At 61.1% G+C, this 22,460-nt stretch carries 19 protein-coding genes and 1 tRNA gene; 6 read left to right on the top strand and 14 right to left on the bottom strand.

What is annotated here, in order from left to right; all coding sequences use genetic code 11:
• Positions 1-61 precede the first annotated feature (61 nt).
• The 7 genes from AC0V6X_RS08600 to infA all read right to left on the bottom strand — a co-directional run bounded on the left by AC0V6X_RS08600 (position 62) and on the right by infA (position 6,314).
• Entirely contained in the window at positions 62-2,965 is a 2,904-nt protein-coding gene (locus tag AC0V6X_RS08600; protein ID WP_486184151.1) for a M16 family metallopeptidase, read from the bottom strand.
• Positions 2,966-3,122: 157 nt separating this feature from the next.
• Entirely contained in the window at positions 3,123-3,926 is an 804-nt protein-coding gene (purC, locus tag AC0V6X_RS08595) for a phosphoribosylaminoimidazolesuccinocarboxamide synthase (RefSeq protein WP_486184150.1), read from the bottom strand.
• A gap of 26 nt (positions 3,927-3,952) precedes the next feature.
• Positions 3,953-4,027: transfer RNA gene (locus AC0V6X_RS08590), tRNA-Phe, on the bottom strand.
• A 139-nt stretch (positions 4,028-4,166) separates the two neighbouring features.
• Positions 4,167-4,349, bottom strand: coding sequence for a DNA gyrase inhibitor YacG (locus AC0V6X_RS08585; protein WP_486184149.1), 183 nt, complete (start codon positions 4,347-4,349; stop codon positions 4,167-4,169).
• A 116-nt stretch (positions 4,350-4,465) separates the two neighbouring features.
• Complete coding sequence (locus tag AC0V6X_RS08580; RefSeq protein ID WP_486184148.1) at positions 4,466-5,470, bottom strand: ribonuclease; 1,005 nt, start codon at positions 5,468-5,470, stop codon at positions 4,466-4,468.
• Positions 5,463-6,035: a Maf family protein gene (locus AC0V6X_RS08575; RefSeq protein WP_486184147.1), complete on the bottom strand. Its 573-nt coding sequence runs from the start codon at positions 6,033-6,035 to the stop codon at positions 5,463-5,465. Before AC0V6X_RS08575 ends, AC0V6X_RS08580 begins: the two co-directional genes overlap by 8 nt.
• A 21-nt stretch (positions 6,036-6,056) precedes the next feature.
• Positions 6,057-6,314 carry a translation initiation factor IF-1 gene (gene infA, locus AC0V6X_RS08570; RefSeq protein ID WP_108786584.1) on the bottom strand — a complete coding sequence of 86 codons (258 nt, stop codon included), beginning with the start codon at positions 6,312-6,314 and terminating at the stop codon, positions 6,057-6,059.
• Between the two features lie 334 nt (positions 6,315-6,648).
• Between infA and AC0V6X_RS08565 the strand changes: the two genes are divergently transcribed.
• Positions 6,649-9,783, top strand: a complete 3,135-nt coding sequence (locus AC0V6X_RS08565) for a porin family protein (RefSeq protein ID WP_486184146.1) — start codon at positions 6,649-6,651, stop codon at positions 9,781-9,783.
• On the opposite strand, the gene AC0V6X_RS08560 is transcribed toward AC0V6X_RS08565, so the two are convergent.
• From AC0V6X_RS08560 to AC0V6X_RS08550, 3 genes are all read right to left on the bottom strand, one after another.
• Positions 9,780-10,589, bottom strand: coding sequence for an esterase/lipase family protein (locus AC0V6X_RS08560; RefSeq protein WP_486184145.1), 810 nt, complete (start codon positions 10,587-10,589; stop codon positions 9,780-9,782). The genes AC0V6X_RS08565 and AC0V6X_RS08560 overlap by 4 nt on opposite strands.
• A gap of 110 nt (positions 10,590-10,699) precedes the next feature.
• Entirely contained in the window at positions 10,700-12,316 is a 1,617-nt protein-coding gene (locus AC0V6X_RS08555; RefSeq protein ID WP_486184144.1) for a WS/DGAT/MGAT family O-acyltransferase, read from the bottom strand.
• A 168-nt stretch (positions 12,317-12,484) separates the two neighbouring features.
• A complete protein-coding gene (locus AC0V6X_RS08550; protein WP_486185548.1) occupies positions 12,485-13,654 on the bottom strand; it encodes a BaiN/RdsA family NAD(P)/FAD-dependent oxidoreductase in 1,170 nt (389 codons plus the stop codon).
• 65 nt (positions 13,655-13,719) lie between these two features.
• On the opposite strand from AC0V6X_RS08550, the gene uvrC reads away from it, so the two are divergent.
• The 3 genes from uvrC to AC0V6X_RS08535 all read left to right on the top strand — a co-directional run bounded on the left by uvrC (position 13,720) and on the right by AC0V6X_RS08535 (position 17,055).
• Entirely contained in the window at positions 13,720-15,675 is a 1,956-nt protein-coding gene (gene uvrC, locus AC0V6X_RS08545) for an excinuclease ABC subunit UvrC (RefSeq protein ID WP_486184143.1), read from the top strand.
• A gap of 9 nt (positions 15,676-15,684) precedes the next feature.
• Positions 15,685-16,509: a hypothetical protein gene (locus AC0V6X_RS08540; RefSeq protein ID WP_486184142.1), complete on the top strand. Its 825-nt coding sequence runs from the start codon at positions 15,685-15,687 to the stop codon at positions 16,507-16,509.
• 84 nt (positions 16,510-16,593) lie between these two features.
• Complete coding sequence (locus AC0V6X_RS08535; RefSeq protein WP_486184141.1) at positions 16,594-17,055, top strand: MarR family winged helix-turn-helix transcriptional regulator; 462 nt, start codon at positions 16,594-16,596, stop codon at positions 17,053-17,055.
• Between the two features lie 71 nt (positions 17,056-17,126).
• Here the strand turns inward: AC0V6X_RS08535 and AC0V6X_RS08530 are convergent, their stop codons facing one another.
• Entirely contained in the window at positions 17,127-17,741 is a 615-nt protein-coding gene (locus tag AC0V6X_RS08530) for a superoxide dismutase (protein WP_486184140.1), read from the bottom strand.
• A gap of 211 nt (positions 17,742-17,952) precedes the next feature.
• Here AC0V6X_RS08530 and AC0V6X_RS08525 point away from each other — a divergent pair, with 211 nt between their 5' ends.
• Positions 17,953-18,234 (top strand): hypothetical protein, encoded by a 282-nt coding sequence (locus AC0V6X_RS08525; protein WP_486184139.1) that lies wholly within the window; start codon positions 17,953-17,955, stop codon positions 18,232-18,234.
• 6 nt (positions 18,235-18,240) lie between these two features.
• On the opposite strand, the gene AC0V6X_RS08520 is transcribed toward AC0V6X_RS08525, so the two are convergent.
• Positions 18,241-19,734 (bottom strand): carotenoid oxygenase family protein, encoded by a 1,494-nt coding sequence (locus AC0V6X_RS08520; RefSeq protein WP_486184138.1) that lies wholly within the window; start codon positions 19,732-19,734, stop codon positions 18,241-18,243.
• 168 nt (positions 19,735-19,902) lie between these two features.
• On the opposite strand from AC0V6X_RS08520, the gene AC0V6X_RS08515 reads away from it, so the two are divergent.
• On the top strand, positions 19,903-20,721 hold the full coding sequence (locus AC0V6X_RS08515; protein WP_486184137.1) for a universal stress protein: 819 nt from the start codon (positions 19,903-19,905) through the stop codon (positions 20,719-20,721).
• A gap of 14 nt (positions 20,722-20,735) precedes the next feature.
• Here the strand turns inward: AC0V6X_RS08515 and AC0V6X_RS08510 are convergent, their stop codons facing one another.
• Both AC0V6X_RS08510 and AC0V6X_RS08505 read right to left on the bottom strand, forming a co-directional pair.
• Positions 20,736-21,188: a BLUF domain-containing protein gene (locus AC0V6X_RS08510; protein ID WP_486184136.1), complete on the bottom strand. Its 453-nt coding sequence runs from the start codon at positions 21,186-21,188 to the stop codon at positions 20,736-20,738.
• 306 nt (positions 21,189-21,494) lie between these two features.
• On the bottom strand, positions 21,495-22,424 hold the full coding sequence (locus AC0V6X_RS08505) for an acyl-CoA thioesterase (RefSeq protein WP_486184135.1): 930 nt from the start codon (positions 22,422-22,424) through the stop codon (positions 21,495-21,497).
• Positions 22,425-22,460 lie beyond the last annotated feature (36 nt).

The following is a 22,460-nucleotide window of genomic DNA, read 5'->3' as shown; positions in this document are numbered from 1 at the left end:
AGGGCCAGCAGGAGGCGACCTGCTGGCCCTTTTTCGTGAGCGTATGGGTTCAGGTGAGCGACTATTCGGCGATTGTATCACCCGCCTCTGCATCCCCCTCAGCCTCTTTGGGCAGGACGAGGAACACCACCGCATCGTCAGGATCGAGGAAGCGCTGTGCCATGGCCTGCAAATCCTCACCCGTGATCGCTTTGAGCTCATCAGGACCCGCAAACCAGCGGTCCAAGCGGTCGCCCTGGCTTTGCGCGCGGTCGGCCAAATTCATCCATCCGCCAAGTGACTTGAGCGCGTTGTCGTAGCTTTCCAGGATCGGTTCGCGCGCCCGTTCGATCGTGTCGGCGTCGACCGGGCCTGCGGCCAAATCCTCGACCAGTGATCGGATTGCCGCGCGGGTTGCATCGACTTCGCCAACCTCAACCGAGGCAATGATGCTGAGTGTGCCGTAGTCGCGGTAGATGCGGCTCATGCTGGAGGATGCGCCGGGCGAGTAGGTCTGCCCTAGCTCTTCGCGCAGTCGGTCGGTCAGTTCGATCTGGACGACGCGCGAGAGGAGCGAGATTGTCATCGCTTCGGTCAAGTCGCTGTCGTCAGTCGTGGGCCAAATGACGCGGATCTGCGCGACATCGGGTTCCCCTTCGTGGCGGATGATGCGTTCGCCCCGTTCGCTGGTGAAGGTCCGGGTGCGGGCCTCTTCGCGCAGGTTGAACTCTGCCTCGCGGGTGGGAAGAGCGCCTAGGGTTGAGGCCACCGCTGCAATCGCGGCTTCTTCATCCAAATCGCCGACCAATGCGACTTCAATCGCGCCATTGGCGAGCCGGTCGCTGACCGCAGCTTCCAGCTTCTCAAAGTCGAGCGCGAAGTATGTTTCGCGCGATTGCAGCGAGAAGCGAGGATCGCCGTCAGACAGGATCGTGCCCGCTTCAGTCGAGTAAGCGCGGCCCGGCGTCGAGTATAAGGTGTTGAAGAAATTGTCGATCCCGCGGCGGAAGATGTCGATCCCCTCCTGACGGTAGCCCGGATCAGTGATCCCGGCGGCGACGACCTGCATTTGCAGCTGAAGATCGCGCGGCGTTGTGCCCCCGGCAAAGGTGAAAGCATCAGATGTGTTGGAGATTCGCAGTCCCACGCTGCGCCCTGCCAGAACCGTCTGCATCTCGTCGGCAGAGTGCGCGCCGAGCCCGCCTGAGGGCAGCGATCCGATCAGGAAGGTACGCAAGGGGTCGTCAGCTGTGTTCATCAGAGTGCCGCCATCAACCGCGACCTCAAACGAGACGCGATCTTCGCGGATGTCGGTTTGTTTGAGGGTCAGCCGCACGCCATTGTCGAAAGTGATGTAACGGAAACCCAGGCGATCATCGCGCGTGTCAGAGACAACCGTGCCCGGCGTCCCGAAATCGGTGTAGGCGAACTCGGCCACGCCCTCATCAACGGGTGGTGCGATGGCGAGGGCCAAGCCTTCGTTGAATGCGGCGCGCAAAGCTTCTTCGCCCCCTTCAGGCGCGGTGCGGCCCTGGAACCGGATCAGTGGATCATCGAAGGGCAGCGCGCTGTCGAGGAGCGCTTGGTGCACGCTTTCAGGCGTGATGTCGGCTTCCATCGCTTCGAAGAATGCGAGCTGAAATTCGGGTGTGGTCGGCACGACATCACTGGCAATCAGGTTCAAAGCCGAGCCTGCAAATGCGCGGTGCGTAGTGGTGCTATAGCCTGCCACGCGGTTCTCAATCGAAGTGCGGATGTTGGCGATCTGCTCAGCCACTTCGGCCTCGCTAAACCCATAGGTCAGCGCTTGGTTCACCTCGCGCACAGCGGCAAGCACGCCCTTGCGCCATTCGCCATCCTCGCTCGCGATGCTCAGCGAGGTGGAGCGCGCATCCTCAAACAGGTCGCCCGTGCCATAGCGGGCAGAGCGGAAGGGAGCGTCCTCGCTGCGGATCAGGCGCGCCATGCGGCGTTGGATGATGCCATAGGCAATCCCGCGCATCAGCGATTGGCGACGATTGGCCTGCGTGTCGGGAAGGTCGATCCAAGGGCCAAAGACGCTGATATCAACACTCTCTGACAGAGCGGGATCGAGATAGATGTCAGTCAGGCCCTTGCGTGTCACATCAACGGGGCCGGTCATTGGCTCTTCTGGCACAGGGCCGCCGGTCCAGTCGGAGAAACGCTCGCGCACCGCTGCTTCCATCACCTCAACCGGATAGTCGCCGACAATCACCAGCACGGTGTTGGAGGGGGTGTAGGTGCGCTCATACAGAGCGCGCAGCTGGGCTGAGTTTGCGCCTTCGATCACTTCGATCGTGCCGATGGGCAGGCGCTGGGCAAAGCGCGCTTCGGGAGCGATGAAGTCGAAATTGTCTATCTGCGCTCGGCGCTGGAAATTGCGGCGGTCGCGTTCTTCGGCCAGGATCACGCCGCGCTCACGCTCCACCGCCTCTTCGCTCAGCGTCAGTTCGCTTGCCGTCTCACGCATGATCATCAGCGAGGTGTCGAGCAGGTCCTCATCATTGCGCGGCAGGTTGAGCATATAGGTGATGGCGTTGAGGCCGGTCGAGGCGTTGGTGTCACGGCCAAAGCCCAGACCCTCGCGTTCAAGCAGAGGGACCATCTCGCCTTCGGGAATATTGGTCGACCCATTGAAAGCCATGTGTTCGAGGTAATGCGCAAGGCCGCGTTCTTCCTCGGTTTCCACCAGCGAGCCGGAATCGATCCGCATCCGGACCACCGCCGTGCCCTCAGGCGTCGCGTTCTGGCGCAGTATATAGCGCATCCCATTGTCGAGCTTGCCAAAGACGAAGCCTTCATCGACCGGCAGATCGCTTTCCTCAAAGTACCAGTCTGCTTCGCTATCGGGTGTTTCCGCACTTGCCTCGACTGCATGGTCGTGCGCGGCAAGGGCACTAACGAGAGCGGTGTTGGGAAGGGCAAGCAGAGCGGCGGCGGCAAAAGCGCTGATGGGCAGTTTCATATGCGGGAAGTGTCTCTCAATTCTCTTGTCAATAGGCCCAGCTTAGCCGGTAATTCGGGCTTGTCAGGCCATTTCTTTGAGCAGCCATGCGTCAAAGCATGCAGAAGCGCGCCTGAAAGCAGGCTTAATCGCGTCGGAAACGGGAATAGCCCTTGGCCTACTTCTTTACAGGAGGCGTTCCGCGCAGGCGTGAGCGGTGGCTGGAGAGGTCCAGCACTTCGCCTGGACCATTGTCCTCACCCTGCATCAGGCCAAGCCGCCGAGCGACTTCGCGATAGGCCTCTTCCTCACCGCCCAGATCGCGGCGGAACCGGTCCTTGTCGAGCTTTTCACCGCTCGCCATGTCCCACAGACGGCAGCCATCCGGGCTGATTTCATCCGCCAGGATCACACGGCTGTAATCGCCGTCAAAGAGGCGTCCGAACTCCAGCTTGAAGTCCACAAGGCGAATGTCGATCCCGGCAAACAGGCCGCAGAGAAAATCGTTGATGCGGATCGCCATGGAGGAAATGTCGTGCATCTCCTCAGGGCTTGCCCAGTTGAAGCAGGCAATGTGCTCTTCCGAGATCAGCGGATCGCCCAGCGCATCGTCCTTGTAGTAATATTCGATCAGCGTGTGGGGCAGCGGCTCGCCTTCTTCCAGACCCAGTCGCTTGCAGATTGATCCAGCGGCGACATTGCGCAGCACAACCTCAATCGGAATGATCTCAACCTGCCGCACCAGTTGTTCGCGCATGTTGAGGCGGCGGATGAAGTGGGTTGGGATGCCGATATGGGAAAGGCGAGTAAAGACGTGCTCGCTGATGCGATTGTTGATCACGCCCTTGCCGTTGATCGTGCCCTTCTTCTCCGCATTGAAGGCGGTCGCGTCATCCTTGAAATATTGGATGAGCGTGCCGGGTTCAGGCCCTTCATAAAGGACCTTGGCTTTGCCTTCGTAAATTTTGGAGCGGCGGGTCATGGTAGCAAGATCCCTCTGGCTGCGAATGGTGCCCGGGGGCGGAATCGAACCACCGACACGCGGATTTTCAATCCGCTGCTCTACCCCTGAGCTACCCGGGCATTCGCTGCGACGTTGAGGGAGGCTTGGAACCGCGCTCCTCAACGAGCAAATGAGAGCGGCGCTATGGCGAAGCTGACGGTGCTTTGCAAGAGGGAAAAGGGGGCAAGAGGGAAATGGGGTTAAAAACCCGCTTTCGGCCTATTCTTGGACGTCCCAGTCGCGCGGCGCGATGGATTCAGGGTCGACAGGCTCTCCCGGCACCGAATAGCCATCGCCAAACCACCGCGCGAGATCACGGTCCTTGCACCTTTGTGAGCAGAAGGGCGTGAACTCCGCTGTTCGCGGTCTCTTGCAGATCGGGCAGGGTTTGGTGGTGTTCATTGGCTCGCTATCGCTCGGTGCCGGGCCACCCGCTCCCTCCACCCTTCCACCCGGATCGTAACCCGGCGTGATAATCCGGGTGGAAGGGTGGAGGGAGCGGGTGGCTTGGCCGCAAATCAGATACTCAATACCTGCGCACTGGGCGTCTCTAGCGCAAGGCCGGGATTGGTCTCAATCCGCACCTGTTTACCCGTCCTTCGGGAGAGTTCCTCAAGCCATTCGGGTTTGAGTTTGGCCTTGAGCGCCGGGTGAACGGTAAGGAGCAGCACAGGTCCCATTCCCTCAGCCCGCTCCGCTACCCGCAAAGCGTAGCGAGCGCACATGCCAGTGCGCGATGTGGCGAAGCGGTGGAGGAGGGAAGGCCCTTCCAACCGTGCCACAATCTGCACAAAGCCAAAGCCGTTCATCGACGTGCGCTCATGCGCCCAATCAGAGAGTGCATCTGCCAAGACCTGATCCACCGCACGCCGGTCGGCCTTGGCCTCCAGCGTCGGGAAGTCGATGCCGATATTGCCGCCCAAGTCGAACCACTTCAGCGCTTTGGCAATCGTTGGTACCGCGGCAAGGGCGAGTTCACGGGGAGGGAGGTCACCATCAATGTCGATCACAGTCATAGCGGGCGCCACGCTGCACAGAATCTCGCCCCCGGCAAAGGCAATGCTGCCAGAGGAAGCGGCGTGCCAGACCTCTTCCCAGTCTCCGGGCTGAAACGCGCGGACCGTGTCGCCCAAGACAAACAGGTCCTTGGAACGTTCGCCATCTACTTTGGCCGCCGCATCGTCCAGCGGCTTGTGCCCCACCATAAAGCAGCGGCCTTGTGCGCGCTTCAGCCGTCCGCGCTCTGCGATGGGTGCGCGCGTGATCCGGATTCCGATCTGCGTGCCTTCTGTGGCCTCTTGGGGGAGCTGATCGACCAGCACGTCTTGCCCGGTTTCAAGCTGCGCGACACCGCGTTTGCTCCCCGCAGTTTTGGAGGTGAGCTTGGCGAAGAGGAGGTTCCCGGCGGTAATCTCTCCGGGCCAGAGCAATTTGGCGGCGCGCGCATCGCCATTGTCGATCCAGAGGGCCCGTTTCTCACCTATCCCCTGCTCGACGATCCAAAGAGAAGCTGCGTCAGCCAATGGCAAACCCCGCCGCTTTTAGCAGCGCCCGTGTCTCATAGAGCGGCAGGCCCATGACGCCGGAATGGCTGCCTCTGATCCATTGGATCAGGCCCTCTGCCGCGCCCTGAATCGCATATCCACCCGCTTTGCCGCGCCAGTCATCGGTGGCGATGTAGGCGTCGATTTCCTCTGCGGAGAGGCTTTTGAAACGCACGATGTTTTCGTTGAGGCGCTCGCGCAGAGTGCCATCGGGTGCGCGTAGAACGACGCTGGAGAGGACGACGTGACGGCGGCCGGAGAGTAACTCCAGACAGGCCCGCGCTTCGCTCTCTTGCTCTGTCTTGGGCAGGATGCGGCGACCGGCTGCGACCACTGTGTCTCCAGCAAGGACGAAGCCGGGTGCCTCTACCGCCAGCGCCTTTTCGCGGCCCATGCGCAGGGCATAGTCGCGCGGCCGCTCCTGGCGTTCAGGCGTCTCGTCAATGTCGGCAGGAGACACTGCGTCAGGCTCCAACCCCAGACGCGCGAGCAGGTCGCGCCTGCGCGGGGAGGCCGAAGCGAGGGTTAGGTGAAGGTTGCTCACCTTTGCGCGTTACGCGGGGCCCTAAGCTGGGCCCGGCCCTTGCCCTGGACCACCGCGACCCGGCATAAAGCGGTAGGTGATGCGTGCCTTGGTGAGGTCATACGGCGTTAGCTCGCACAGCACTTCGTCGCCCACCAGCACGCGGATGCGGTTCTTGCGCATCTTGCCAGCGGTGTGGCCCAGCACTTCATGGCCGTTTTCAAGCTCTACCCGGAACATCGCATTGGGCAGCAGCTCGACGACGCGCCCGCGCATTTCGAGGAGTTCTTCTTTAGCCATGTAATCCCTTATTCTTTTCGGGCTTTTTCACCCAGAGGTCTTGTTTGCGCAGATCGACCTATGTCGGCCTGCGAGCGCCCTTTAGCGAGCGTGAGGCGAAAAGGGAAGGCTGGCGTTGTAGCAACGGCGACGCACTACCTGTTCATCACGCGCTCAGCGGCGTCAAATTATTCGCTCTTCAAAGGGACCAAAACCGCAGGCGCTGCGTATTGACTGGTGCAAAGCGTTACAATCCAAGCGCTTGTCACACAGGTGGCAGTGCTAAAATAGGGCCTCGATGAACCTCTCCTCTCCCCCCCGATTTGCCCTGCTGGCGGGCTGTGGCTTGCTTGCTTTGAGCGCCGTCCCTGTTGCTGCTCAGGACGAAGGCACACCCGAACCTGCGCAAGACCAGTCTGAACAGACAGATGAGACCGATTTCGGGACGGGTGCAGGCCAGATTATCGTCTCAGCGGAGCGGCTGCGCGGGCAGCTCGACGTGGAACAGGCGCCCATTCTGGAGCTGAACGAGCTCGACATTGCGGCCGAAGGCGTCACCTCGATTGCTGACCTCGTCACTCAGATCACCAACCAAACCGGTTCCGCCCGAGGGCGCGGCGGGGGTGGTCGCCCGGTCATCCTTATCAACGGCCTGCGCGTTGGCTCTTTCCGCGAATTCGCCAATTATCCGCCCGAAGCGCTTTCCCGGGTGGAGGTCTTCCCAGAGGAAGTCGCCCAGCGTTTCGGCTTCCCGCCCGACCGGCGCGTCATCAACCTGATCCTCAAAGAAGACTATCGCAATGCGGAGGTTGAGTTTGAATTCGAAGGCCCAGCGCGCGGCGGTGCGTTCTTCAACGAGCAGGAAATCGGCTTCCTCCAGATCGCCAATGGCGCGCGGATCAACGTCAACCTGCAAGCCAATGACAACTCGCTGCTGAGCGAGGCGGAGCGCGGGATCATCCAGACCGATGGCTCCATCTCCGATATCGCGACTGACCCGGATCAGGCCCCGTTCCGCAGCCTTGTCAGCGACAGCCGTTCCTTCGACGCTGATATCAGCTGGGCCAAGGCAATCATCAATTCCGGCATGTCGCTGAGCCTCAATGCCTCCTACGACCGTGAAGACCGCACAGCCTTGCAAGGGCTGAACTCGGTCCAGCTCACCGATGCAGACGGCAACACTGCTTTCCGCGTGTTTGGCGAAGACACCCCATTGGAACAGCGCGTGTCGCAGGATTTCTTCCAGACCTCTGGCTCGCTGACCAAGCCGATCAATGGCTTCCGTCTCACCAGCACCTTTGATGCCGGTTACTCCGAAAACACGCAGGAGATCGACCGGCGGTTTGACGCTGAGTTTTTGCAGGACCGCGCGCTCGACGGGACCATTGCTATCGACGGCGTTTTGCCAAGCGCGGTCGACGGCGGGTTCGACACCGCCTTCACCCGCGCAACCAACGCCACCACCTTGACGACATTGCGTGGACCTCTGGTGTTTTTGCCGGGCGGAGAATTGCTGGCCACTTTTGATGTTGGCTACAATTGGGAAAATGTCGAGGCTTCCGACACGCGCGGCAATGCGCCGATTGATCTCACACGCGGAGACTTCTCAACCGGTGCCAATCTCGTCATTCCGATCACCAGTCGGCGTGAAGGGTTTGCGGATGCCTTGGGCAGCTTCACGCTCAACTCGCAAGTGGGGATCCAACACCTTTCCGATTTTGGCACCTTGGGGGATTACACTCTCGGCCTGACATGGTCTCCGTTCGACAATCTCGACCTGTCCGCCAACTACATCATGCGTGAGGTCGCGCCGGGCCTGAGCACTCTGGGCAATCCAGAGATTGAGACGCTCAACGTGCCGGTTTTCGATTTCACCACGGGCGATACGGTGCTGGCGACGGTGATTACGGGCGGCAATCCGAACTTGCTTGCCGAGACGCAGCGCGACTGGAAATTTGCTGCCAACTGGGAACTGCCATTCTGGAGCGGAGCGCGCTTTACCGCCGAGTATATCCGCAATCGCTCCGATGACGTGACCGCCGGCTTCCCGCAGATCACCGCTGAGATTGAGGCTGCATTCCCAGACCGCATCACGCGCGACGCCGGTGGAACTCTGGTCGCGATTGATAGGCGGGCTGTGACCTTTGACCAGACGCGCGCAGAACGCTTGCAATTTGGCCTGAATTTCCGCGGCACTATCGGTGGCGGGGACCAACGAGGCGGCCAACAAGGCGGACCGCGTGGTGGGCAACGCGGTGGTCCTCCGCAAGCGGCAACAGGAGGGGCGCGCCCGGCTTCGGCTGGCGGGCCTCCGGCAGGTACGCAAAGTGCTCCTGCTGCGGGCGCATCGGGTCCTCCCGCGCCGTCTGGCACTGGAGCTCCGGGTGAACAGCGCCGCGCGGCCTTCATGCAGTTCCGTGATCGGATTTGCGCCGAGGACGGCCTTGAGGTTCTCACGCGCCTCGCCACAGCCGTCCAGAACGGTGAGGACGTGTCGGAAATCATCGGCGATGTCCCACCGCGCCGCCTGCAAGGGATGCTTGCGCGCGTTCGCGGTGAGGACGGGCAGATCGATCCAGAGCGTCTTGCGCAAATGCGCGAGCGGATTTGCAGCATGGACTCGTCCGCCATGGGTGGGCGTCCCGGAGCAGGTCCTGATGGTGCACCCGGTGGGCGGCCCGGAGGCCCCGGAAACCGGCCACGCGGCGAAGGCTTTGAAGCCTTCCGCAATCTCGTCTGCGCTGAAGACGGCGAAGCGCGTCTGCGCGCACTGATCGCGCGGATTGAGGCGGGCGAGGATGTCTCAGACGAAGTTCCCGGTTTCGATCCCGAGCAAGCGAGCTTCATCATTGACCGCCTGCGCGGCGATGACGGCACCATCTCCTCAGAGCGGGTTGCGGGCCTGCGCGCGCGTTTTTGCCAAGCCGATGGAGCAAGCGGTGGTCCCGGCGGCGCTCAGGCTGGAGGCGGCCCGCCTGCTGGGTTCAACCCACTCGCTCGGCGCAATTTCAGCGGATTCCGCTATTTCGTCTCCCTCAACCACTCGATTGAGCTTGAGAACGAGATCCTCATCGCCCCCGGCCTCGAACCGCTCGATCAGCTTGGCGGGCAGGGTACGGGCGCCTTTGGCCTCCCGCGCCACACATCGCGGCTGGAAGCAGGCATCTTTGGTCAAGGCGTCGGTATGCGTTTGTCGGGCCGCTACACTGGCTCGGCGACTTTGGAAGGTTCCAGCGTGGCGGGAACCGGCGACTTGCAGTTTGGCGATCTGGCAACCTTCGATATTCGCATTTTCGCCGATGTCGGGCAGCTGGTCGGCAACAATGAAGGCGCACTCAAGAACACGCGCATCAGCTTGCGGATGGACAACGTCTTTGACGGCCAGCGCCGCGTGACCGACGCCAATGGAGACACGCCGATCAACTATCAGCCCTTCTTGATCGATCCGCTGGGCCGCTATGTCGGGATTGATCTGCGGAAGCTGTTCTAGTCCAGCTTGCTGCTCGGATACATCCAGCTTTGCGTGAAGCTCGGCTGGAAGGGCTCCCAAGTGCCCTCTTCCTGCGCCAGCCGATCCGCCAGAGCGACCATCACCGATGGGTTCACGCCAAGGCCCAAGTGGCTGGCATGGACGACGATGTTTTCGGTTGGGTGCTCGCCTTCTGCCTGAACGCTCGCGCGCCAATGGACGACGCCGTCGGTCTTGGTCAGGATAGACGTGGTCGGCACGGGCGGTGCGATGTGGAGTTCGTTGAAATTGCCTTCGCGGATCACCTCTGGATCGCGGCCATTGAGCATCTCGAACAGACGCTTTGCCGAGGTGTGGCCGCGGTCATTGGAGAGCGGGGAGCCAAGGCTGATGACCAGACGCACTTTCTCAGGGTGCAGCTTGGCCAATTCGCGCGCCAGCACGCCGCCAAGGCTCCAGCCGATCAGTGAAACCTTGCGCCCGCTCGCCTTATAGAGCCGCGATAGCTGGCTTTCCATGCTGCGAATGGTGGCGTGATCGACCACGACATTGCGGCCCGATTCCCAGCCATGGGCGTCGTAGTTCAGGCGCTTGAGCACCCGCCGCATCGGCGCGGTTGAACTGTTGGAGGCCATGAAGCCGGGCAGCACCATGACCGAATGGCCATCGCCCTTTGGCAGCATCGAGAGCGCAGGCATTGCGGCGTAGAACGCGGCAAACTCCATCATCGCGCGGCCCTCTGTCAGGGTCCAAAAGCGGCTGGGTGGCTGTGCGCTACGCGAAGGGGCTTCCCCGCCGAAACGGGTATCGGGAGCAATGCTCGCCATAATGTAACTCTCCTGCTCGTGCGGCCGTTATTATTTGCACCGTTATCGGGTCTGGCCGTCTTTGGTTGTTGTTATGATCCCGCGGAAATTTCCTGTTTTATCTGAGCTGTTTACTTCGCCGGCTTGCTCTCGATCTTTTTGGTCGAGGCTTGCGGTTTGCGTTTTGCCGGCCCTTTGGCCGTGCGCCGCGTTGTTGTCTTGGCCGGAGCCGCTTTCTTGGCGGCAGGCTTGCGTACAGCTGGTTTGCGTGCCGGAGCCTTCTTCGCGGCCGGCTTCTTTGCAGGCGCTTTCTTCGCCGGAGCGGAGTCCAACGCCTTTGCTGCTGCCAGCAATTCGTCAAAGCTGTCTTGCAGGCACTGCGAGTAGAACTCTGGGTCCGGCATAATGTCGCGGCAGGCGGTGAAGCTGATGTAAGCCTCATCCACGTAGGACTGCACGACATGGGCAAGGCCCAAACCATCGGTGAGGCAAATCAGCGACAGCGCCATGCTCTCCAGCCGCGCGCTCGACGAATAGATGTGCACCGGTGGCCCTGGAACATTCGTCACCACGGTGTTGAACGGCATCGCGCGGTGGGCAAGGCTCACGCGGTTAAACAGCTGCGCGCCCAAAGCCATGTAGAGCAGCGGGTTGACCTTGCTCACCTCCGTCATGCGGCGCGCGCCGATGGCGTTGGTCATTGCCTTCGAATTGCTGGTCTGGCCATAGACATAGGCGAGCCGCTCTTGCGGATCCTCGATATGCGTGCCCAGCGGCGCAATCATCGCGGAGACCTGGTTGCCCATGTCCCCCTTTTCGTTGCCTGAGCGAACTGAGATCGGAGCCATCGCGGTCATGGTCGACTTGGGCAGATCACCCTTAGCCGTCAAATATTTATGCAACGCCCCGCCGATGACCGCAATCGCGACGTCGTTGACCTTCGCCTCTGGCATCAAGGCACGGATCGACTTGAACTCTTTGAGGTCGAATGTGCGTCCCTCGATGACGCGGTGGGGTGAGATCGACCGGTTGAACCGCGTGCGCGGCGGCACATAGTCGCTGGTCAGCTTGAACTCGCGCGTTACCAGCCCTTTGATCGCGCTGGCGACGCCGGGAATGGCTTGCGCGGCGACCTGCGCTTGCTTCAGCGGGTTGAGCAGGCCGTTGATGTAGCTCTTGCCCAGAAGCTCGACCGGGCCGGGCACTTTTTCAGGCTTCCACTCATCGGGCGCATTGGGCGGCGGCGTGTTGGGGGCGAGCGTGTGCAGCGCCTCCATCAGGTCGATCCCGCTCATCCCGTCAATCGCTGCGTGGTGAACCTTGGTCACGAAGGCGAAGCAGCCGGGCGGATAACCCTCGACCGCGTCGAGCCCCTCGACCACGGTGAACTCCCATGGCGGGCGCTCCAGATCGAGCGGGCGGGCGTGAATGCGCGCGGCTTGGATGCACAATTGCCGCCAATCGCCGGGCTTGGGCAAGGCGACGTGGCGGACATGGTACTCCAGATCGAAATCCGGGTCCTCAATCCAGTATGGATAGTCGAGGTCGAACGGCACGCGGACCAGACGCTGACGCATGGTTTTTGACAGCTGCATGCGCGATTCAATGAAGCTGAGAATGTCTTTGAAGCGGACAAAACCACCCGGAGCGGTCTCAGGATTGTAGATCAGCACACTGCCGATATGCATCGGAGAATGAGGCGTTTCCATCGCGACGAACGAGGAATCCATACCTTGCAATTGACGCAAGTTGTTCTCCAAACAAACGCTGCACAGGTTGCAGCGGCCCTATCCCTTAAGCGCCCCTTTTGGGGTCTGCTTGTCTCCAAGAGGTAAGCACGTTTCATCTCTGTGACAACCTTCCGCGCACGGCAATGGCCGTTTCAGGACAGTCTGATGCAATAATGTTGCGTGTAGCTAGAGACTATCTCCGCAAGCGACGCCGCTCGCCCAGGCCCACTGAAAATTGTAGCCACCCAGCCATCCCGTAACGTCAACCGCCTCTCCGATGGCGTAGAGGCCGGGGACAGATTTGGCCTCCATCGTCTTGCTCGACAATTCGTCTGTGGAAATCCCGCCGATCGTGACTTCGGCCTTTGCAAAGCCCTCCGTGCCATTGGGGTGAAACTGCCAGTTGGCAAGGCGCTGGGCTGCGGCGCGCAGTTTTGCGTCGGGGAGGTTTCCGAGGTCGCCCTGCAGGCCGATCCGCTCTGCCAGAGCATCCGCAAGCCGGTCGGGCAACATATCGCGCAGGATGGAGCGGACAGCCGCCTTGGGCCGGTCACGCTTGGTCTCGACCAGCCACTCGCCCTTGTTGTCGGGCAGGAAATTGATCCCCACCGCCTCGCCCGAATGCCAGTAGGACGAGACTTGCAGGATCGCGGGGCCAGAGAGGCCTTTATGCGTGAACAAAGCCGCCTCGTTGAAGCTTGTCTTATTGGCCGTCGCCCGCACCGGAGCGGCAACTCCGGACAGCTCCCGGAACAGCACATCCTCTCCGCCCAGCGTCAGCGGCACAAGGGCAGGGCGCGGCTCGACCACTTTGAGGCCGAATTGCCGCGCCAGCGTGTAGGCAAAGTCGGTTGCGCCCATTTTGGGGATCGAGGGGCCTCCGGTAGCGATGACGAGGGCGGGAGCGGTGAAGCTCTGACCGTTGGCGCTGACCGCGAAATCATCGCCGTCCTTCACAACCGTGGTCACATCCGCGTCGCACCAAATCTCGACGTTCTCAGGGCACTCATCGAGCAGCATCTGCACGATCTGTTTGGCCGAGCCGTCGCAGAATAGCTGGCCCAGCGTCTTTTCGTGCCATGCGATGCCGTAACGGTCGACCAGCTCGATAAAGTCCGCCGGCGTGTACCGCGCCAGCGCCGACTTGGCGAAATGCGGGTTTTGCGAGAGGAAGTTCTTCGGACCCACGCCCAGATTGGTGAAGTTGCAGCGCCCCCCGCCAGAAATCAGGATCTTCTTGCCGGGCTTCTCGGCCTTTTCGAGCACGAGCACGCTTTTGCCCCGCTGCCCCGCACGCGCCGCACACATCAGGCCAGCCGCGCCTGCTCCCAGAATGATGACGTCGTAACTCTGCATATAGCTGCCGATAGAGGGGTAGTCCGCGATTGCCAACGCGCACCTCGCATCCCTATCTAAGCCCCATGTCGAAAACCCCCCAATCCTCTAGGGCTGGCTCCCCTGATGACCCGCGCGGTGCCGAGCGTTTCAACGAGGAACGCGCGGCCTATACGGTGGCGAGCGCGCAGCCCAATCTGGAGGCCGGGGTCAAAGCGATCCGCGATGTCGTCGCGACGCTAAAGCCCACGCCCGGCGTCTACCGAATGCTCGATACGCGCGGCGATGTGCTCTATGTCGGCAAGGCGCGCAGCCTGAAAGCGCGGGTGGCGAATTATACGCAGGTGAGCGGGCTCACCAACCGGCTGCAACGGATGGTTTCGCAATGCCGCGCGATGGAGATTGTCACCACCAATTCGGAGGCCGAGGCGCTGCTGCTGGAGGCGCAGCTGATCAAGAGATTCCGTCCACCCTTCAACGTGCTGCTGAGGGACGACAAGAGCTTTCCCTTCATCCTTCTGCGCGCGGATCACGACTTCCCGCGCATCCACAAGCATCGCGGCGCGCGGCGGGCGAAGGGGAATTACTATGGCCCGTTCGCGAGTGCGGGCAGCGTCAACACAACGCTGAATGCGTTGCAGAAGCTGTTTCTGCTGAGGAGCTGCACCGACAGCTTCTACTCCAACCGCGACAGGCCCTGCCTGCTCTACCAGATCAAGCGTTGCTCTGCGCCGTGTGTCGGGCGGATCTCGGAAGAAGATTATTCGGCGCTGGTCGATCAGGCGAAGGACTTCCTCGCTGGCAAGTCGTCCAAGGTGCAGGCCGACCTCGAAAAGCAGATGGCGAAGGCGGCGGAGGAGCTGGACTTTGAAACCGCAGCGATCCTGCGCGACCGGTTGCGTGCGGCGACCTTCATTCAGGGTTCGCAGGCCATCAATGCCAGCGGAGTGGGCGATGCCGATGTCTTCGCTCTCCACGCCAAAGGCGGGCAGATCGCGGTGCAAGCCTTCTTTATTCGCGGCGGGCAGAACTGGGGGCACCGCGCCTTTTTCCCCAGCCATATCAAGGACGTGGAAGAGGCGCAGGTGCTCTCCAACGTTATGCTGCAATTCTATGAGGAAGTGCCTCCGCCTGCGACCGTCCTTGTCGACCGCGAGCTGCCGGAGAGCGAGCTGATCGAAGCCGCGCTGTCCGAACTCGCCGAGAAGAAAGTCCAGCTCTCCATCCCCCAACGCGGCGACCGGCGTAAGTTGATGAAGCAGGCGGAGAAGAACGCTCTCGATGCACTCGACCGGCGGCTGGCTGAGACGGGGACCAAGGCCAAGATCAATCGCGAGCTGGCCGAGTTTCTCGAGCTCGAAGCCCCGCCCGAGCGGATCGAGGTCTACGACAACTCCCACATTCAGGGCGCGAAGGCGGTCGGCGCGATGGTGGTGGCAAGCCCCGAAGGCTTCGAGAAATCGCAATATCGCAAGTTCAACATCAAAACCGCTCAGACCAATGACGACTTTGCGATGATGCGCGAAGTGTTCGAACGGCGCTTCTCCCGCGCGATGAAGGACGACCCTGACCGCGAGCGCGCAGGCGTTTGGCCCGACCTTGTGCTGGTCGATGGTGGTAAGGGGCAGCTGTCGAGTGTGATGGAGGTTCTGGGCGAGCTTGGCATCGAAGACCTGCCCGTCATCGGCATCGCCAAAGGCCCGCATCACGGGCGCGAGGGGCGCGAGGTTTTCCACTTCCCCGACGGCCGCGAAAAGATGCTGCCAACCAACTCCCCCGTCCTGTTCTACGCCCAACGCCTGCGCGACGAGGTTCACCGCTATGTGATCGGCGCACACCGGGCGAAGCGCTCCAAGGCGATCACGGCCAGCCCCTTGGACGAAATCCCCGGCATCGGCCCTGCAAGAAAACGCGCGCTGTTGCTGCACTTCGGCACCGCTTCGAAGGTCCGCGCGGCGGCATTGGAGGATTTACGACGCGCTCCGGGTGTCAGCGATGCGGTGGCGCGGACGATTTACGATTTTTACCATGCTGGCGGCTAAGATGGCTCAATGGACCAGTTCAGCTTTGCCCTGATTGCGATTTTCGGCGTGCCTGTCGCGCTGATCGCGATTGTGTGGATCGCTTATTGGCTGAGCCCGCGCAAGATCTGGTATTCTTGGCCCGTGCAGCTGGTGGCCACTCCTGTTGTCCTAGGTGCCCTCGCAGCGCCATTCGCGTTGATGTATTTCGATGCCGAAGGCGAGTATTTCGACGATGAGGGCGTGCTGGTACGCGGTGCCTTTGGACTGCCCGGTGACACGGTGGTCAACTATCAAAGAAACCGCACGTTGCGGCTGGGCGATTGCTGGCGCAACGCGGTGAATTGGCATTCCGATGTGCAGTTCGCCTCGTCCGAGGCTTTCGACAGTTGGTATGCAAGCGAGGCCTATCGCGCTGGCGTGGTCGATCAGATTGCGGACTATTATGGCGTCGACGCGCAAGACATCGTGGTTGGTGAGGGCGCTCTTGATCTGCGTGAGCGGGATGCGCGCTATGTGCTGGGGGATAGACCGGACGATTACAGCCAGAACGTGCGCATATTGGAGTTCTACGACCGCTTCGTGTGCACTTCGATTGAGAAAGACGACACGGGGGGCATTTCTCTGCGTGCGTGTGATCCCGTGGCGCTCACCTCCGATACGGGCAATGCAGGAAGAGTAATCATCAACCCTGACCGCCGCGACCGCACGCTAGAGGGCAGCATCTACTACGCTCAAGCGCCCCACACTTGCACCAATCCGATCCGCCGCGCGGTCAACGATGCAATGGGTCTGGACCATCCGCCCAGCGCAAAGCCGAACACCAATATGGGCGGTTATCTCCCGCTGCGGTGAGGGGATACGAGGGGCTATTGAAGGCTAAGACCTCCGCATTTCCCCTATCTTGTCTGCCAAGACATCTCCGCCAGAGTGGCGCGCATGTCTGATCCGCAACCCTCTCCCCAGCCGGTCCCTCTCCTCTCTGCGATGCGGGGGTTGCAGGCGGCGCTCGACAACTTTGATCGGGAGGCTGCGCAATTGCTGGGTGTGGGGCGCAATGATGCGCGGGCTTTGCTTTATTTGGCCGAAGCGGGTGAGGCGACGCCGGGGCAGCTCTGTGCGCAACTCGGCCTCACCAGTGGCAGTGCGACCGCTTTGATCGATCGGCTTGAGAAAGCGGGCTTTGCGCAGCGGCGGCCGCATAGTGGCGACCGGCGGGTTGTTCTCGTGGAGGCAACCGAGGCGGGGAGGCGAGCCCTTCAGTCAGCAGCCGCGCCTTTGAACGACCTTACCGCCAAACTCTCCGACCGCTTGGCGGGGGAGCGCAGCGGCGCGGTTGTCAGGCAGCTTGGCGACCTTACCCGAATGGTCGATTGGGCGGGACGCAATTCGGGGTCCTGACAGAGGCAAAAGAAAACCCCGCCTCGCACATTTGCGAGACGGGGTTTCCCGTCAATTCCAGTCGATCCGGCTTAGTTCGTCGGATAGGTCCAGGCGCTGCCGCGGGCGAGGTTCTCACTCGCGAAGGCCCAGTTGAGCTTCCCGTCAACCACTGCGTCGAGATAGCTCGGACGCGCATTCTGGTGGTCGAGGTAATAAGCGTGCTCCCACACATCGACAGTCAGCAGCGGGTTGAAGTCGCTGTCGGCCAGAGTGTCGCCATCGTGGGTTTCTTCGATCGAGAGCTTGCCGTCTTTCTCAGCCAGCCACACCCAGCCGCTGGCAAAGTGGCCTGCGCCGCGCGCTTTCAGCTGTGCCTTAAGCTCATCCATCGAGCCGAAAGCTTCGTTGATTTTGGCGGCGAGTTCCGCTGAAGGAGCAGTCTCGCTCGCAGCCATGGAGTGCCAGTAAAAGGCGTGGTTCCAGGTTTGCGCTGCGTTGTTGAACAGGCCGGCGTTCGAACCGCGCGCATCAGCGACAACGGCTTCCAGAGCGGCATCGTCATGCGGCGTGCCAGCAATCGCGGCGTTCATCTTGTCGACGTAAGCCTTGTGGTGCTTGCCGTGGTGGAAGGACAGGGTGTGTGCCGAAATCGCGGGGTCGAGCGCGTCGCTGGCATAGGGCAGGTCGATGAGATTGAAAGCCATGGTGGATGTCCCTCTTGTAACTGTGAAAAACGGTTCGTTGTAGATACGCCCAGACCGGATAATGGTTGCGAGCGTTTTTGCAAAGGCGAAGTCCCTGCCACATGGGGCCTGTTGAGTTAAGTGCAAGTCACGGATTGTCTTGAGCGATCCGATTTGCCAAAAGAGCGGGAGTTAAAGCGTTAGTTTACAGCGCTTGATGAGGGTCAATTTAGTGTTCGGTATTCATATCGGGCGGGTGTGCGGCGAAAAAACCGGCGTCGGCTACCCGCACGGCACAATCTTTCTATTCAAACGCAAACGTCGCCCCGCGCGCGGTGACATTGTGCTTGTTCGCCATCCAGATCTTGGCCGGATCGTGCGCAAAGTCTCGGTCGTGGGCCGCCGGGGCGGGGTTCATCTGGCCGGCATGTCGCGGCTTGATGAGGCCGGCAAAGGCAATAGCCGCGTGGACCCTGATGATGTGCTCGGCGTGAAGTGGATCAAGCTCGCTTAAGACGACCTATGCAGCGACCTGCGCGCGTTTGAACGCGGCGTCAGAGGCAAGCTGCGAATGCTCCACCCAGGTGGAGTGAACCCCACTTGAAATCTTGTGCGGCAGTTTTGCGCGGCAGATCGGACCCTTCGTCACATCCGACGCATCTAGGATGGCAAGCTCAGACCCTTTCGTGTTCTCATCAATCAGGAAGGTGACGAGGTAGCCGTCATCCTCTGCCGTTGCGCCTTTCCTTGGCACCATCGGGCTTTCGCTCGCATAGACGCCTTCAGGGAGCGTGAAGACCTGCTCCTCACCTGTCTGCGTGTCATGGCGGACATAGCCGTTGAACAGGAACCAGCCGGGTCGCGTTGTCGTCGACCAAATGTAGCGGCTCTTGCGCATGAGATAGGCGGGATTGATCATCCCGAATTCAACGATGCTGTCGGACAGGCGCTCCTCCGTGCACTCACCGGTGGTGAGGTTGAAGCGCCAGCGGTGGAGGCGGCATTGGAAAGAATGCTCGTCCACATAGGCCATCATGTGGCTGTATTCGCCCGCTTCCTCGATTGGGTCGGGCATTGGCTTGTCCTGATAGTAGCCTTCCAAGACGACCTCATCGCCCTCTTCCCACGCGTTCGTCCAGTGAAGCACGTAAGTGGGTGAGGCCTCGAACCAGCGGATGTCCTCCGGCTGCCCGTGGCGTGGGATCAGCGCAAAGCGGGTCGGAACGCCTTCGTGAATGCGGGCGGCATGGATGTTGCGCTCCAGCAGAGCCTCGTCCCAGAACAGCGGCATATCGTTCAGGATCGACCAGTTCTTTGTGATCGCCATGTCATGCGGCAGGCGCGGGCCGGGCAGGGGGATGGGGACGTAGTGGACGAGCTTTCCCGCCCGGTCCACCACGCCATAATGCATGTAGGGCGCGTGTTTGGAGTAGTTGAAGAACATCAACTCTCCGGTTTCCTCATCGACCTTTGGGTGGGCAGAGACCCCGTCAATCGGTCCCCACGGCGCCTTGCCGAGGTTTTCCAACGTCACCGGGTCCATCTGCCACGCCTCTCCGCATTGGTAGAGCGTCGCGAGCGCGGTGCCAGCATGGACGATAATGTCGGTGGAGCCTGTGTCCTTCAGCCCCTCATGCGCGCCAAAACCGGGACGCTCGGACGTGCCATGCGGGTCCATCAACCCGCCCCACAAAGCGCGGCCTGCAATCTGCTCCTCGGTAAAGCAATGGGTACGCACGAAGCGGTTGCGATAGCTTGCCTTGCCGCCAGAGATGCTGACCTGATGGACCATCGCATCGCCGTCAAACGGGTGATGACGGCCCAGCGGCTGGTGCACCGGGTTTTCGGTATTGCGCAGATAAATGCCGTCAATGTCATCAGGGATAGCGCCTTCGATCACCTCCAGCTCTTCCACATCCACCTCTTCATGAAGCGGCGTCCACGGCCCTGAGAGATAGGGGTGGTTCGATGGCTGAAGGCTGGTCTTTACCGGTGGATGGCGCGTGATGGTCATGATCTCTCCCTTGCAGAGCGCAAACTAACCCATGCGCGGGCTTTGGCCAATGTGAGTCTTGGCTCGCTCACGCTCGGCCAACGCAACACAAGACTCAAATTTGATCCTGATCAATGAACCTTGCGCGCTGCAGGCCCACAATGGGCATCAGCAAAAGGGAGACAAGCCATGAAATCGATCTTGCTTCACATTGACGGTGACAAATGCATGGATGCGCGGTTGCAAGTCGCGCTCGATCTGGCGCGGGCTTGCGATGGCCACATCACTTGCCTGCAAGCGGTGAGCTACGAGGTTTTTGCGCCGGGCGATTTCTACGGCTCCGCCATGGCAGCAGCCATGCCCAAGATTAGGGAGGCGGCAGAAGCTCTGCGTGCCAAGCTGGAAGCGGACCTCGCTAATGAAGGTGTCTCGTGGGAGTGGCGCTTTATCTACGGGATGGCCGAGCAGCGCCTGCTCGAACAATCGCCGCTGCATGACGTGATCATTGTCGGTCCGCACGACATTGGGGAGGAAGGCTCGTCTGGCCCCTCAGCCATGGCAGGAGAACTCGCTCTGAAAGCGCCGATCCCCGTGCTGGTTGTACCGGGAGAGACCAAGTCACTCGATCCCCGCGCGCCAGTTCTGGTGGCGTGGAATGGCTCGTCGGAGGCAGCTGTTGCCCTGCGCGCTTCAGTGCCGCTGCTCGCTATGTCGAGCAAGGTCGTGATCGCCAGCATTGCCGAAGAAAACGATCAGGTGCGCTTCGACTTCCCGGCGAGCGAGGCTGGCAAATATCTCAGCCGCCACGGAATTGACTGCGAGCTGGTCTCCATCCCGCGCGGGGATGGAAAGATCGCGGACACGTTGATGTCGGCGGCCAAAATGCGCGAATGCGGTTGCATGGTGATGGGCGCCTATGGCCACTCACGGCTTGCAGAGATGCTGTTGGGCGGTGTGACCCGGCGTGTGCTGAGCAGACCGGAACTGCCGATCTTGCTGGCGCATTAGGCTGGGGCCTGTGCCTAGTCAGCCATTGAGCGCGGCGCGAGAGAATTGGTGGGATTGCCAGCGGGTAGGAATGCCGATTTTGCGGAGGCAAAGCTGGTGAAGAGCACCTTCGTATCCACCTCCATTTGCGCGGGCAGTGACATGACAAAGGCATCGGCTGAGCCAACGCCTGTGAGTGGCATGATCAGCGATTGCATCGACCAAGTGGGGCATTCGCGCTTTGTGCGGCTTTCCTGACGGATGATGTTCACATCGGTGTGCCGTGTGTCGGACTGGATCGCACGCATGATGCCCATGACCGCATCAGGCTCACCTTCCAAAAGCTGCATAAAGCGACGCGTGTTGTAAGCGAGCAGGCCGGTCACATTTTGCGCGGCATTGTTGCGCGCCGAGTGGATGGCCAGCGCCTCCACTTGCTTTTGCGTTATGTCGTCCTGCGCGACACTCACATAAATTACCGACAGCAAATCCCACTCCGGCGCAAATCTGGTCCCGGATTGGCATCCAAAACCTTCGTTTTTCTCTCGTGGGATCAATCATCAGAGCAGCACTTGGTTCCCCGATTTTCCTACATGCAAGCCCATCTGTATCCATTACGGGTGGAGTTTGGAGAGCGGTGGGACCGTTGATGGTGGGATGCTTGGCGCGAATTTTTATCGGCTGGATCGATCACAGGCGCGCCTATTGATCGAAGGAGCTTCTTGCCTTGAACAGTGTGCCAAGTGTGTCAAACGCGGGCTTGGCGCACGGGAAGCGATCCCAAGAATGCGTACTCAGCTCTTCGGTTTTCGGCGGCGGATCATGCCCTCTTGCGCGACGCTGGCGACCAGCTCTCCCCGACGGTTGAAGATGCGGCCTCGGTTGAAGCCGCGCCCGCCGCCAGACCACGGTGCATCGGTGGCGTAGAGCAGCCACTCATCGGCGCGGGTGTGTTCGTCAATCGGGCGGTGGAACCAGATCGTGTGGTCAAGACTGGCGCCCACCAACTCACCGCGCATCCACGACAGACCGTGGGGCAGGGCGCTGGTGCCGAGCAGGGTGTAGTCGCTGGCATAGGCGATCACCGCGCGGTGGAGCGCTGGATCGTCGGACAACGGGGCGGCGGTGCGGAACCAGGAATGGGCGAGCGGGGCCTTAGGCTCCGAATTCATCCAGTGCAGCTTATCAAGCGTGCGCATCTCGATCGGTCGTGGCCGGAGCATAAGAGCGCGCTGGGTGTCGGAGAGCTTGTCGCCCATCGTGTCCGCCATCGCCCGGCGCATTTCCATGTCGGATTTGAGGGTGTCGGGATCGGCAACCTCGGGCATCGGGGCGTCGTCATGCTCAAGGCCCTCTTCGGGGACCTGAAAGCTGGCCGTCAGGTTGAGGATCGGGCTGGAGGAGCCATCTTCGTTTTCTTGGCTCGCAACCACGCGGCGATTGGCAAAGCTGCGCCCGTCAAAGTCGCGCTCAATGCGGTATTCGATGGGGGAGCCTTCGCGCCCACCGCGCAGGAAATAGGCGTGCAAGGAATGGGCGACCTTGTCTTGCGGAACGCTCAGTTGAGCCGCTTGAAGGGCCTGCGCGATGACCTGCCCGCCAAAAACGCGGCCCACACCGCCCTTTTGTGGGCGACCCGCATAGATATCAGCCGCGCGTTTCTCGACCGTGAGGAGGTCAACGAGATCGTCAACGAGCGTCTGGTTGTCAGGAGTGTCTGTCATCGCGCAGGACCATTGGTGGGCCAATCGCGGGAGGTC

The organism is Erythrobacter sp. S267 (assembly GCF_057365045.1).
This window is presented reverse-complemented; position numbering and strand designations above follow the sequence as displayed.

Excerpts from the sequence above, each read along its gene's own strand:
- AC0V6X_RS08600 (WP_486184151.1), bottom strand. The coding sequence starts at position 2,965 with ATGAAACTGCCCATCAGCGCTTTTGCCGCCGCCGCTCTGCTTGCCCTT.
- purC (WP_486184150.1), bottom strand. The coding sequence starts at position 3,926 with ATGACCCGCCGCTCCAAAATTTACGAAGGCAAAGCCAAGGTCCTTTAT.
- AC0V6X_RS08585 (WP_486184149.1), bottom strand. The coding sequence starts at position 4,349 with ATGAACACCACCAAACCCTGCCCGATCTGCAAGAGACCGCGAACAGCG.
- infA (WP_108786584.1), bottom strand. The coding sequence starts at position 6,314 with ATGGCTAAAGAAGAACTCCTCGAAATGCGCGGGCGCGTCGTCGAGCTG.
- AC0V6X_RS08560 (WP_486184145.1), bottom strand. The coding sequence starts at position 10,589 with ATGGCGAGCATTGCTCCCGATACCCGTTTCGGCGGGGAAGCCCCTTCG.
- AC0V6X_RS08550 (WP_486185548.1), bottom strand. The coding sequence starts at position 13,654 with ATGCAGAGTTACGACGTCATCATTCTGGGAGCAGGCGCGGCTGGCCTG.
- uvrC (WP_486184143.1), top strand. The coding sequence starts at position 13,720 with ATGTCGAAAACCCCCCAATCCTCTAGGGCTGGCTCCCCTGATGACCCG.
- AC0V6X_RS08540 (WP_486184142.1), top strand. The coding sequence starts at position 15,685 with ATGGACCAGTTCAGCTTTGCCCTGATTGCGATTTTCGGCGTGCCTGTC.
- AC0V6X_RS08535 (WP_486184141.1), top strand. The coding sequence starts at position 16,594 with ATGTCTGATCCGCAACCCTCTCCCCAGCCGGTCCCTCTCCTCTCTGCG.
- AC0V6X_RS08530 (WP_486184140.1), bottom strand. The coding sequence starts at position 17,741 with ATGGCTTTCAATCTCATCGACCTGCCCTATGCCAGCGACGCGCTCGAC.
- AC0V6X_RS08520 (WP_486184138.1), bottom strand. The coding sequence starts at position 19,734 with ATGACCATCACGCGCCATCCACCGGTAAAGACCAGCCTTCAGCCATCG.
- AC0V6X_RS08515 (WP_486184137.1), top strand. The coding sequence starts at position 19,903 with ATGAAATCGATCTTGCTTCACATTGACGGTGACAAATGCATGGATGCG.
- AC0V6X_RS08505 (WP_486184135.1), bottom strand. The coding sequence starts at position 22,424 with ATGACAGACACTCCTGACAACCAGACGCTCGTTGACGATCTCGTTGAC.